The organism is Chrysosporum bergii ANA360D (assembly GCF_029891735.1).
Taxonomy (GTDB): Bacteria; Cyanobacteriota; Cyanobacteriia; order Cyanobacteriales; family Nostocaceae; genus Umezakia; species Umezakia bergii.
In genome coordinates this window covers 107,588-119,842 of record NZ_JANQDH010000076.1, presented here as the reverse complement: position 1 = coordinate 119,842, position 12,255 = coordinate 107,588, and the positions used below count along the sequence as shown (strand labels likewise).

10 protein-coding genes and 1 tRNA gene are annotated in these 12,255 nt (G+C 41.2%); 3 read left to right on the top strand and 8 right to left on the bottom strand.

What is annotated here, in order from left to right:
- The first annotated feature begins 146 nt into the window (after positions 1 to 146).
- Positions 147 to 1,142 (top strand): TaqI-like C-terminal specificity domain-containing protein, encoded by a 996-nt coding sequence (locus NWP17_RS11705; protein ID WP_280655080.1) that lies wholly within the window; start codon positions 147 to 149, stop codon positions 1,140 to 1,142.
- 2 nt (positions 1,143 to 1,144) lie between these two features.
- Here the strand turns inward: NWP17_RS11705 and NWP17_RS11700 are convergent, their stop codons facing one another.
- The gene (locus NWP17_RS11700; protein WP_280655079.1) at positions 1,145 to 1,537 is read right to left on the bottom strand and encodes a hypothetical protein; all 393 of its coding nucleotides are present in this window, start codon (positions 1,535 to 1,537) and stop codon (positions 1,145 to 1,147) included.
- Positions 1,538 to 1,663: 126 nt separating this feature from the next.
- Here NWP17_RS11700 and NWP17_RS11695 point away from each other — a divergent pair, with 126 nt between their 5' ends.
- A complete protein-coding gene (locus tag NWP17_RS11695; protein WP_280655078.1) occupies positions 1,664 to 1,864 on the top strand; it encodes a hypothetical protein in 201 nt (66 codons plus the stop codon).
- Here NWP17_RS11695 and NWP17_RS11690 read toward each other — a convergent pair.
- The 3 genes from NWP17_RS11690 to NWP17_RS11680 form a co-directional block, all read right to left on the bottom strand.
- Positions 1,832 to 2,068 (bottom strand): hypothetical protein, encoded by a 237-nt coding sequence (locus tag NWP17_RS11690; protein WP_280655077.1) that lies wholly within the window; start codon positions 2,066 to 2,068, stop codon positions 1,832 to 1,834. The two genes, NWP17_RS11695 and NWP17_RS11690, sit on opposite strands and share 33 nt — an antisense overlap.
- A 20-nt stretch (positions 2,069 to 2,088) precedes the next feature.
- Positions 2,089 to 4,371: a heavy metal translocating P-type ATPase gene (locus NWP17_RS11685; protein ID WP_280655076.1), complete on the bottom strand. Its 2,283-nt coding sequence runs from the start codon at positions 4,369 to 4,371 to the stop codon at positions 2,089 to 2,091.
- Between the two features lie 177 nt (positions 4,372 to 4,548).
- Entirely contained in the window at positions 4,549 to 4,743 is a 195-nt protein-coding gene (locus NWP17_RS11680; protein ID WP_280655075.1) for a heavy-metal-associated domain-containing protein, read from the bottom strand.
- 1,389 nt (positions 4,744 to 6,132) lie between these two features.
- Between NWP17_RS11680 and NWP17_RS11675 the strand changes: the two genes are divergently transcribed.
- A tRNA-Val gene (locus NWP17_RS11675) sits at positions 6,133 to 6,206 on the top strand.
- Between the two features lie 96 nt (positions 6,207 to 6,302).
- On the opposite strand, the gene NWP17_RS11670 is transcribed toward NWP17_RS11675, so the two are convergent.
- From NWP17_RS11670 to NWP17_RS11655, 4 genes are all read right to left on the bottom strand, one after another.
- A complete protein-coding gene (locus NWP17_RS11670) occupies positions 6,303 to 8,684 on the bottom strand; it encodes a phosphoketolase family protein (RefSeq protein ID WP_280655074.1) in 2,382 nt (793 codons plus the stop codon).
- A 469-nt stretch (positions 8,685 to 9,153) separates the two neighbouring features.
- Positions 9,154 to 10,053 (bottom strand): tetratricopeptide repeat protein, encoded by a 900-nt coding sequence (locus tag NWP17_RS11665; protein ID WP_280655073.1) that lies wholly within the window; start codon positions 10,051 to 10,053, stop codon positions 9,154 to 9,156.
- 5 nt (positions 10,054 to 10,058) lie between these two features.
- On the bottom strand, positions 10,059 to 10,430 hold the full coding sequence (locus tag NWP17_RS11660) for a hypothetical protein (protein ID WP_280655072.1): 372 nt from the start codon (positions 10,428 to 10,430) through the stop codon (positions 10,059 to 10,061).
- A gap of 133 nt (positions 10,431 to 10,563) precedes the next feature.
- On the bottom strand, positions 10,564 to 12,255 hold the full coding sequence (locus NWP17_RS11655; protein ID WP_280655071.1) for a YadA-like family protein: 1,692 nt from the start codon (positions 12,253 to 12,255) through the stop codon (positions 10,564 to 10,566).

Here is a 12,255-nt window from a genome sequence, read left to right as displayed (position 1 = left end):
TATTTCTATGTGTTTGGTTTGATTCAATTTGTCGCTTTGCTACCGCGAAGCCCGCCCACTATTTGTGCTAGTTGTGTCACTTATTTCAGTACACAAATACTATAATATAGCGATCGCCTGTGCCAGTTGCGTAAGTCCTGGATATAATGACACAAATTTTTCCCATTTCACATATTTCTAATAATGAGTGGAACTTTGTGATGGGAAAAGATCAGAGTTGGTTTAGTAAGCTGGACAGAATACCGATAAAATTAGGTGATATTGCTCATTTATTCGTAGGCTTACAAACTGATGCAGATGATATATTTATTCTTGAACAGGTAGCCCTAGAAAATCAGCAAGTGTTATGCAAATGTCAAGCAACGGGTAAGTTACATTGGCTAGAAAATGAGTTTTTGAAATACTTGTTAAAAGGTTCTTTGAATATTAGTAGGTATTGTTTAAAAAATGTTAATAAACGTCTGATTTTTCCTTATGTAACTCTCAATAATAAATCAGTTTTACTATCATTAAATGAATATCAAGATAAATTCCCTCTGACATGGAATTATATACAAGAACATCAACAAGGTTTAGCATCGAGAAATAAAGGCAATATGGGCGAAAATTGGTATGGCTATGTATACAAGAAAAATCACACTCGGTTTAATTCGCCCAAATTATTAGTTCCTGCAATTGGTACTGGTAGTTGTTTTGCTGCTGACTTAAATGGTGATTATTATTTTGTTGGTAGTGGAGGTGGTGGCGGTGGCGGATATGGTATTTCTTTGTCAGCAACAATCAACATATCTTATTTGTATTTGTTAGGTATTCTTAATTCGCAATTAATCAACAATTTCTTGAGGTTAATTAGTACACCATTTAGAGGGGGTTATATTGCTTTAAATAGACAATTTATTTCAAAAATACCTATTAGGTTGTTAGATTTATCAAAACCTAATGATAACCTAGTTCATAATCGTATGATTCAACTGGTTGAACAAATGCTGTTTCTTCATGAGCAATTAAATCAGGCTCAAACTCCCCCAGCTAAAAAAAGAGTTCAACAACAAATTAACGCCACAGATAGACAAATTAATCAGTTAGTGTATGAACTCTATGAGTTAACTGATGAAGAAATAGCTATTGTGGAAGGATTATAAACTCACTCTTCTTCTTCTGATTCTGCACTTTGGCGACCTAGCTCATAAATTGCCGAAATAATACAAGCCATAATACCCATGCTGATACCCCAGCTGCGTCCTAGGCTAATATCTATAGCCCAGTTAGACAAGGCCCCAACTACTAAAAATGGTATGATGCTAAACAGTGAGGCATAAAAGGCATTTTGCGATTCTCTGGCTGGGCGGGTTTTTTCAAATTCTGTTTGGCTGGTGTAAAGAAATCGCTCCGCAAAGTTAAACCAGCGATTGAGTAACTCAATAATCTTTTCTCGCAGGGGAGAAAAGGCTAAATATAACGCCAATGACCACAGACTCGCGCCGGCGATGGCTACGGTGTTTACCTTAATAGCAAAGGGGAAAATTTCAGTTATCATAGCTTGGGGATATGGTGCAAAACTTTTAAGCCATTTTAAGCCGAAAAGTTAGCAGAATTTTCATAAACTGCAAAACCTCCATAGGGGAAAGTTAGAAACACAAGCAACAGACGGGGTTTGTAGACCATGAGCCAAAAAATTAGGGCAAATGAGGGGCTTGCCACCACAATCCTGAATCAGGAGAAGAGAATTAAAATCTATGGTGATGGATTCCTGTGGCTAGGGATCAATCAATTGCGCGATCGCAGTACGGAACCCCTACGGAACTGCGATCGCTTCCTTATAGAAAATTGGCTAATCTTGTTGACTCTTAGTTTGTCCTGGTGACTGACTAAAAAGAAACCACCATAACTCCAGTCCAATTAACCCCACACCAGCAATAGTCACACCCACTTTCAATGGTAAAGGCTGCTTGATGGCTTGAAATTGCTTAGGTTCCTGTGATAAAGAATTTGGCATTGCTGGTGATGCAGTTATTAGCGACAAAACCAAAGCCGTCAAGCCTGCCCAAAGTATATTCTTCTCGAACATTGCTTTAATTATTCTACAATTTACCAGGTCACTTTTGGTTTAAAGTTACGCAATCTCAAAGCATTTGTGACCACAGACACCGAAGACAAAGCCATTGCAGCACCGGCAAGAATGGGATTTAGTAACCAGCCCAAGAAAGGGAAAAGAACCCCCGCTGCTATAGGAATACCGATGACGTTGTAAATAAAGGCAAAAAACAGATTCTGGCGGATATTGCTAATAGTCGCCCGACTAAGTTGAATTGCCGTTATAATTCCCTGCAAATCTCCAGAAATCAAAGTAATATCACTAGCAGCCATGGCTATATCCGTCCCAGTACCAATGGCAATTCCCACATCTGCTTGCGCCAGTGCGGGTGCGTCATTAATTCCATCACCCACCATGGCGACAATTTTAGATTGCCTACCGGGTGCTTTTTCTCTTTCAGCTTGTAGAGATTTAATTATGGCTGCTTTTTGGTCTGGGCGCACTTGTGGAAAAACTTGCTGGATACCAACTGCTTGGGCGATTGCCTCCGCAGTTTTGCGATTATCCCCCGTTAGCATTACTACTTCTAACCCTAATTTTTTTAGTGCTGTTACTGCTGCTGGTGATGATGGTTTTAGAGCATCAGCAATACCCATTACTGCTTGTATTTCTCCATCTACAGCCATAAAAACCACGGTTTTTCCCCCAGCTTCCCAGGCTAGTTGATATTCCTCAAGGGTGTCAGTATTGATGCCCAGTTCTTTCATCCAGGTTTGTGTACCAATTTGTACTAGGCGTTCTGCCACCACCCCTTGAACACCACTACCAGCTACAGCTGCAAAATTATAGGCTTCAGTTAAACTCACTTCTTGGTATTGAGCATACTTTACCACTGCATCGGCTAAGGGATGCTCAGAGTTGCGTTCCACAGAAGCAGCTAACTGTAAAAGCTGGAGTTCATTCTGATCAGCTGTACCGTTAATAGCAACAAAATCTGTAACTGTGGGATTTCCCTGAGTTAAAGTGCCGGTTTTATCTAGAACAATAATCTGGATTTTGTGTGCTAGTTCCAAGCTTTGGGCATCTTTAATTAAGATGCCATTTTCGGCTCCTTTACCAGTACCAACCATGATTGAAGTGGGGGTAGCTAAACCCAAAGCACAGGGACAGGCAATAATCAGAACACCCACTGTATTCATGATAGCTAAGGTCAAGTTACCCATCAGGTTAAACCAAATCACAAAAGTAGTGATGGCAATGGCAATCACAGCAGGTACAAACCATCCAGTAACTTGATCTGCTAGTCTTTGAATGGGTGCTTTAGAACCTTGCGCTTGCTGTACCAGTTGGACTATTTGCGCTAAAAAGGTATCCCTTCCCACTCGTGTCGCCCGAAATTGAAAACTACCAGTTTTGTTAATAGTCCCCCCAATTACCTCATCCCCCGGTTGCTTCTGCACTGGCAAACTTTCACCTGTTACCATTGACTCATCTACTGTAGAAGCACCGGAATTCACTTCACCATCTACTGGAATTTTTTCTCCAGGGCGCACTAAAATCACATCATTGATTTTTACCGCAGTAATGGGAATATCCATTTCCCCACCATCACGGATCACCCTAGCATTTTTGGGTTGTAGTCCCATCAGTTGATGAATAGCCTCAGAGGTTTTTCCCTTAGCGCGCTGTTCTAATAATCGCCCCAGCAAAATTAAAGCAATGACAATTACGGCAACTTCATAATACACATGGGGCATTAATCCCTGGGCGATAAAAAATCCAGGGAACAAAGTAACAAATACAGAATATAGAAATGCTGCACTTGTACCCACAGCCATTAAAGTATCCATAGTCGCTGTATGATGCTTAAGGGCTTTCCAGCCATTGACGTAAAAATTACCACCACACCAAAATTGTACAGGTATAGCCAAGACTAACTGCACCCAATAGTTATGCAGAAACCCAGGAATAAACGGCAGGTGTAACCCAGTCATCATGGGGATGGAACCGACAAACATAATTATGCCGATTACACCAGACACTATCACTTTACGGGTAATTTCTCTTTCTTCTGCTAACTTACTGGCTTTCTCAGCATCATTTCCTTGAGAAAAAATATCTTCTTCAACTAAGTATGAAGAGTAACCCGCAGATGCGATCGCCCCCTGAATAGTTTTTAAATCAGTACGTTGGTGGTCATAATGGATAATGGCCTGCTCAACACCAAAATTAACATTACAGTCAATCACTCCTGGAACTAAGCGAATTGCTTGGTCAATACTTTTGGCGCAGGAAGCGCAACTCATACCTCGTAGTTTGAGTGTGAGAGTATCCATACTAAGTCAATTAATTTTAGGGATGTAAAGTTATCAAGCACATTGCAGGTTCAACAAATCTGGTAACAAATCTGGTAACAAATCTGGTAGTGCGGGTATCTGGACTCCTAGGGTTTTCTCAAACGGTTCTACCTCAGCCATGTGAAATGCGCTGCAAGATGCAGCTTGACATCAGTTTTAAGCAACCGGATAACCAGCAGCAGCCAAAGCATCTTTAATTGCTGTTTCTGAGGCTTGAGTTTCTATGCTGACAAACTTGGTTTGTGGGTCAGCCTGAATAATAGCATCAGCATCAACTGTTTTAACTGCATTGGTAATATTCTTAGCACAAGCAGAACAAGCCATGTTAGGAACTGTGAGTTTAAGTGTCATAGATTTACGGTAGGGAATTAATTGACAGCTTGTTCAGCTTTTCTGAAAAACCTAGGATAGGGAATACGGCGCTACGCACCTGTTCCTCAAGGGTTTTCAGCTTGCTTTCTTGATAATTATCAAGACCAAGCTTATATCTGCCAAATTGCAGCGTGGAAAGCTAACTCAGCCAGAGCAAATTTTGAGGTTAATCCTGATTTTGATGGCTGTAGGGGTATTTTTCCCTTTGGTCTCTCCATAAATATTATATAAATTTACCATAATTTGCCAAGAAAAAAGGCTTGGCAAAACCAAGCCCCTATGTATACCAAGCATTTACTACACCAATATTAATTTAATATTTCTACCCCTTTAGTTCATCCTCCTAAAGGATGTGTGCAAATATCATAAAAAGTGGTAATAAATCAATCAGTTACTTATCAAAAAAAAGTCTGGTAATCAACCAAATTGTAAGAAGTATATAGTAATTAATAATACTAATTTTAAAATCTAATCTTCCTTTGGTTATTATTATTGCAATCATGTATTAAAATTATGAAAAAGGCTTGACCAGAAGCCAAGCCTTGAATGTATACCAGGTGTTTACCATATACATCTTATATATATCTAACTAAATATAATTGCATCTGTCTCTCAGATGTTTACAATTTTTTTTTAATGTGATAGTTAGCCATAAACCACTCATCTCGATTCAATAAAATAGGCTTGACCTCAAGTCAAGCCTATATACACCAAGAGTTTACCATACCAGGTAATTTTAAGTATATTTCTACTCATTTCCATCTATCTATGGGTTAGTTATATAGGAATCCTATTTGATTTTTTAACAAAACTCCGTACATTGTTATTCATTTTTTACTGTTTCCTGCTTCTAGGAGTAATTTCAGTAATGAAAGCGGATTTTTATCAATTAATTTATATCTAAAAAAGGCTTGGTTGTTTGCCAAGCCCGTGTAGAAGTAGAATCTATTAAGTTAATTTAAATATTTTGATTACAGTATTCATCTTCCCATAGGTAGTCTACAAATCAACAACCTTGACATACTCACCGACCTTGAAGGTCGGTGATTCTTGACAGTTCACATATATCCAGAATCAAGAAAAGCCGTCGTAGAACGACGGGGTTTTCAACCCATTTTTTAGATAAAAAAGGTTTAGCACAATGCTAAACCTCCATAGAAAGCAGTTATTCGACACACCAGAATTAATTTAAACCCACTATTGATGACTGACATCTTCCTCTGGTATGTGTATAAATTAGTTCAGATATGATATGAGACAAGCGGGAAAAACCTGATGGGCAATAAAAATTATTCCTGAATTTTGTTATAAAAATTAATATTTGCTTTGCTGTGAAATATATGTTATGTTTAGTCATGCTGTGGTTAAGGACGTATAGCTCAGTTGGTTAGAGCGCTACGTTGACATCGTAGAGGTCCCCCGTTCGAGCCGGGGTACGTCCATTGTTTAATCTAAATCTAAATGTTAATGTTCACGCCCTCCCAGACTTTTCCTAGTGGGAGGGTGTAAACCAAATTCTGTATTGGTGTTAGCCCAACTTAATAAGGCCACTTCCAATTGCGAATTTCCGGCATATCTTCCCCGTATTCCTGAATGTAGTGCTTGTGTTCAATTAGCTTATCTTCTAACATTTGCTTTACATAAGCTGCTTTATAACCTAATTGTGGAACCCGATCAATTACGTCCATAACCAAGTGAAAGCGGTCAAGGTCATTGAGAACAACCATATCAAAGGGGGTGGTGGTGGTTCCTTCTTCTTTATAACCCCGCACGTGTAAGTTTTTATGGTTGGTGTGACGATAAGTCAAACGATGAATTAACCAGGGATAACCATGAAAGGCAAAGATAATAGGTTTGTCGGTGGTAAAGATTGTATCAAACTCTTTAGCCGTTAAACCATGGGGGTGTTCAGTTTGTGGCTGTAGCTTCATTAAATTGACCACATTAACCACTCGCACTTTTAATTCCGGGAAGTGCTGGCGCAGAATGTCTACAGCTGCTAAAGTTTCCAATGTAGGTACATCTCCAGCACAGGCCATGACTACATCTGGTTCACTACCTTTGTCATTGCTAGCCCATTCCCAAATACTCAAACCTTTAGTGCAGTGCTTGATGGCAGCATCCATGTCTAAATATTGTAATGATGGCTGCTTACCAGCAACAATGACATTAACATAGTGGCGACTTCTCAAGCAATGGTCTGTCACAGATAACAAAGTATTGGCATCGGGGGGGAGATATACCCGGATGATCTCGGCTTTTTTATTCATTACATGGTCAATAAAACCAGGATCTTGGTGAGAAAAACCGTTGTGGTCTTGTCGCCAGACGTGGGAAGTTAATAAATAGTTGAGAGAAGCAATCGGTCGCCGCCAAGGAATATGACGAGTGGTTTTCAACCATTTGGCGTGCTGGTTGAACATGGAATCAATAATGTGGATAAATGCCTCATAACAAGAGAAAAACCCGTGGCGACCTGTTAATAGATAGCCTTCTAACCAACCTTGACAGTTGGTTTCACTCAAGACTTCCATTACTCGACCGTTGGGAGATAGGTTTTCATCTTCTGGTAGAATGTCCGCCACCCAAGCCCGGTCTGTCACCTCTAGCACTGCACTGAGGCGATTTGATGCAGTTTCGTCTGGTCCGAAGATGCGGAAGTTGTTACTTTCTAAGTTCAGTTTCATTACATCCCGTAAAAACTGCCCCATAACTTTGGTGGCTTCCCCATAATTCGTACCTGGGCGGGTAATATTAATGGCATAGTCCTGGAAATCGGGCATTTTTAGATCCCGCAGTAAAACCCCGCCGTTGGTGTGGGGATTGTCCCCCATGCGTCGATTGCCTTTGGGCGCTAGTTCTGCTAGTTCCGGTATCAGTTTTCCATTGGTATCGAAGAGTTCTTCTGGTTTGTAACTCTTCATCCACTCTTCTAGTAGTTTTAGGTGTTCTGGGTTGTTAGCTACGTTACCAAAAGGTACTTGATGCGATCGCCAGAAGTCCTCTGTTTTTTTACCGTCTACATCCTTGGGACCTGTCCAGCCTTTGGGAGTTTTGAGAATAATCATCGGCCACTGGGGACGCTTGGTAAAACCATGTACACGGGCTTCTCTTTGGATGCTGTGAATTTCTGCAACGACGGTATCTAAAATCCCCGCCATTTGTTGGTGAACATCAGCCGGATCGCTACCTTCTACAAAGTATGGCTTATAACCATAACCCACAAATAAATTCTCTAATTCTTCATAACTCAACCTTGCTAATAAGGTAGGATTAGCAATTTTATAGCCGTTCAGGTGCAATATAGGAAGGACTGCGCCATCATGTACAGGATTGAGAAACTTGTTAGAATGCCAGCTAGTAGCTAAAGCCCCTGTTTCTGCTTCACCATCACCCACAACAGCAGCAACAATTAAATTAGGGTTGTCAAAAGCAGCACCATAGGCATGAACAAGGGCATAACCGAGTTCTCCGCCTTCATGAATAGAACCAGGAGTTTCTGGTGCAACATGGCTAGGAATTCCACCGGGGAAAGAAAACTGTTTAAAAAGTTTCTTCATTCCCTCAACATCTTCAGAAATATTAGGATAGTATTCGCTATAAGTACCTTCTAGGTAAGTATTAGCCACCAGCCCAGGTCCGCCATGACCAGGCCCGGTAATGTAAATTGTGTTCAGGTCGTACTTTTTAATTACTCGGTTGAGGTGAACATATATAAAGTTCAGCCCTGGTGTTGTTCCCCAATGTCCTAATAATCTGGGTTTAACGTGTTCCGGCTTTAAAGGTTCTCGTAATAGTGGATTATCGAATAGATATATTTGCCCAACAGAAAGATAATTAGCCGCACGCCAGTAAGCATTGATTTTATCTAGTTCTTCATCTGTTAAAGGCTTGGTTTGTCTGGAATTTGCTAAAGTCATATCCTACTCCATGAAAATATTTTAATCAATTCTTCAGTATGCAACTTTAGTGGTTTTTGCTAAATAATCCATCTTACTGAAGACAAATTTTTTAGCTTGCTACTGAAAAAATAGACATAATTATCTGCCGTTACTCAATCGCCAGTGAGTAATTGAGTACTGCCTGTTATCTTTCATGAAAGGGTAACAAATTTATGATTCCACTGAAATTTTTTTTAGGTTTATTTAACTTTAATGTAATATTTTTTTGCAAAAACTAAAAATAGAGGGTAGTGCTTCTTTCATCACTAAGTAGGGCTGACGGAAATATCAACGGCGAGCAGAGCTACTGGCTTCAGATATGGGGGTTAGCCGTTGGCGATTTCAATCGCCTTCCCCATTCTTCAACATTAGCAAGCAGGATGCTCGCGCTACAAGACGATACCTGTTTAATAAATGCTATAATTATGATGTTCTTATAAAGTTAAGATTATTGCAGGTTAAGTTCATTCATTTTTTCGAGAACTTGGCGATACTGATTACCTTGGTTGTTTTGAAGATACAGTTCAGCGGCACGAATGAGATTTTCCGCAGCATCTCGTTGGCGATTCAACTGAGCAAATGATAAACCCACATAATAGTATGCTTCTGGTTGGTGGGGAAAGATTTTCAGACTAAACAAAAAATCACGGATGGCTGTTTGATATTGATGGAGATGATAGTAGGCGATACCACGAGTTAAATAGGCAGGAAAAAAAGATTTTTCTGTGACTAACAGTTGATTCATTTCCTCAACCACTTCCTGAAACTGACCAAGTTGAACCCGTAAGTTGGCTAAATTTAAGCGATTGACAGATGTGGGAGCTAATTGTATTGATTTAGTTAAATCTGCTAAAGCTAGGGGGAGTTGTCCGGCTCGTTGGTAAGCCAAAGCTCGATTGTTGTAAACTAAGGGGGAAGGCTGTAGTTTTTCCGCTTGATTAAAGCTTTGAATTGCTTCTGGTAGTTGCTGAAGTTCGCTCAATGCAATTCCCCGCACCACAAAAACATGAGGTGGGGTATTTTTTCCTTGCAGTTGAATTAATTGATTTAAGTCTTGTACAGCAAAGTCGTACTGCTTGAGTAAAATATAAGCTTGGGAGCGATTAAATAAAGCTGTAACTACATTGCTACCACTGTTAATATGATGACTCCATTGTTGAATGGCGCGAGTTAAATTACCCTGGCGAAAATTCTCTTCTGCACTCAGGGTAGGATTAATAGGTGGTTGAATGTTAGGGGATACCTGAGCTTGAAGATTCTTAGACAAGGTTGTCCACAAGATCCCTACACCCAAGAATAACCCTAATGCCAACCAGCGATGATGGTGATAACGACTGAAAAAAGGCATGAACTTTAAGGACGGTAATTATGAAGGGTGGAACAGCGATCTATTTCTGGCTTCATCATCAAGTTAACTAAGCGGGGTCCGTTCTCTCCTGTTTGCAGAGCTAAAGCATTAATCTGAGTAAATATTTGGGGAGTATAGCGAGTTTTATAAGCATTAAAAGCACATTGGCAAAAGTTTTGCTTAATTCTTTTCTCCACTGGTGATAATTTTTTTTGTCCCATACACCCTTGCATAAATTCTTTCTCGGTGTTGGCAAACTGTGACCAATCGGTTAAGGGTTTGGCATTGGTTTGAGCCAGAGTTGGTAAGGAGGTCAGGACTAGAGTAGAAAGTGAGAGGGTAAAACAGGCGATCGCATTTAATTTCATATTGTTCAACACTTATGGGTTATGTCGAGTCTGGCGAATAATTGCTCACACAGGGCTAGGGTAGCGGGCAAGATGCCCGCACTACAACACCTTAAGCACTGATGTATCTGTACTGCACTTGCCTGTAATATTGAGATTACAGTTAAAATTGGAAGAAGAAACCTAAACGACCCATCACACTAGAAATGCTGCTATAGCTGGAAGAAGCGGCAGCAGATGTAATGGAAGCTGCTGCATTGAAGGTGATAGCTTGGGTGATGCGAGTTACACAACCAAGAGCGCCCGCCCAAGAACTACCATAAATTCCAGCCCCCACACCACAGCCACCATTACTGTCTAATGCCACCGTGTTGGGAATAGATGATAAGGCAGCAGCGAGAGCGCCTACAGATTCCATTTGCTGTCCCAAGGAAACTAATCCTTGTTCAAGTTGGTCAACTGTTGCAGAATTAAAGGAAACTGGAGCAGTGCCAAGATTGCCGGATTGGTCTACTGTGACAATACGTGTTTCTCCAGTTTGGTTAGCAGTGCCGACAAATTCTCCTGAAGAAGCTAACCCCGGTAGTGTGTAGTAGCTGGCGGGGGTACCAAAGGTGATTTGATGAGGACCTGTGGCGATGGCTCCTGAACCAATGGCTGTGGACACAGAACCAGAAGCAACTGTATTTGAACCAATGGCTGTGGAATTCATTCCACCAGCAGAAGCGTTGTTACCGTATGCAGAGGCATTGTCTTGCATGGCGGAGGCGTTGTTACCGTATGCAGAGGCATTGTTACCGCTAACACTAACAGTTCTGCCTAGAGCCAGGGAATTGTCACCAATAGCAACTGTACCAGCACCAGTAGCTGTGGCAAATACCCCCTCGGCTCTAGCACCAGCACCGGTGGCTGTGGCATTGTTGCCAATGGCAGTAGCACCAGCACCAGTAGCTGTGGCATTAGTACCATTTGCTATGCTGTTGATGCCGTTGGCAATGGCGTTTTCTCCTAGGGCTTGAGCATTAGTGCCTGTGGCAATGGAATTGTCACCACTAGCGGTGGCATCTTTACCAATGGCTGTGGAGTTAGTACCACTGGCAATAGCCGTATCTCCATAAGCAGAGGCGGAAATTCCTGTGGCTTGGGCTGCGTTACCAATGGCAATGGTATTTTTAGCGTTGGCTAAGGCTGCGTTACCTGTGGCCACCGCATTTTCACCGCGGGCTGTGGCTCTGTTGCCTGTAGCTGTGGCATTAATACCTGATGCGGTGGCATCTTTACCGGTGGCTGTGGAGTTAGTACCACTGGCTGTGGCTGTGTCTCCATAAGCAGAAGCGGAAATTCCTGTGGCTTGGGCTGCGTTACCAATGGCAATGGTATTTTTAGCGTTGGCTAAGGCTGCGTTACCCGTGGCAATGGCATTTTCACCACCGGCTGTGGCATTATTCCCCAATGCTATTGCTGCTGCTGATGTGACAGAGGCTTGTGCCCCAATTGCCATGGCACCGGGAATTAAAACACCTTGGGCAGATGCACTTTCACCAATGGCTATGACACCAATAGCTGAAGCATCTGTACTGATGATGCTATCAGTGCCTATGGCTATTGAGTTAATACTTTCAGCACTTGCTCCTGCTCCAATTGCAGTTGCATTTAAACCTTGAATAATGTTTGTAAATTCTCCGCCTGTGACACTCGGTGTAATGCGGATGTTTTGGGCTTGAACTGCTGGAATTATCGTTAATATTAATCCACCTGATAATAATATTCTGGTAAACAATAAACCTACTAATTTTATGTAGATTTCGTGAAGATATTGTTTGAGTACATAGCAGTAAATTGTCTGATTCTTCAT

Bases quoted from the DNA above. Each gene is read 5' to 3' on its own strand.
- NWP17_RS11705 (WP_280655080.1), top strand. From the start codon at position 147: ATGACACAAATTTTTCCCATTTCACATATTTCTAATAATGAGTGGAAC.
- NWP17_RS11700 (WP_280655079.1), bottom strand. From the start codon at position 1,537: ATGATAACTGAAATTTTCCCCTTTGCTATTAAGGTAAACACCGTAGCC.
- NWP17_RS11695 (WP_280655078.1), top strand. From the start codon at position 1,664: ATGAGCCAAAAAATTAGGGCAAATGAGGGGCTTGCCACCACAATCCTG.
- NWP17_RS11690 (WP_280655077.1), bottom strand. From the start codon at position 2,068: ATGTTCGAGAAGAATATACTTTGGGCAGGCTTGACGGCTTTGGTTTTG.
- NWP17_RS11685 (WP_280655076.1), bottom strand. From the start codon at position 4,371: ATGGATACTCTCACACTCAAACTACGAGGTATGAGTTGCGCTTCCTGC.
- NWP17_RS11680 (WP_280655075.1), bottom strand. From the start codon at position 4,743: ATGACACTTAAACTCACAGTTCCTAACATGGCTTGTTCTGCTTGTGCT.
- NWP17_RS11670 (WP_280655074.1), bottom strand. From the start codon at position 8,684: ATGACTTTAGCAAATTCCAGACAAACCAAGCCTTTAACAGATGAAGAA.
- NWP17_RS11665 (WP_280655073.1), bottom strand. From the start codon at position 10,053: ATGCCTTTTTTCAGTCGTTATCACCATCATCGCTGGTTGGCATTAGGG.
- NWP17_RS11655 (WP_280655071.1), bottom strand. From the start codon at position 12,255: ATGAAGAATCAGACAATTTACTGCTATGTACTCAAACAATATCTTCAC.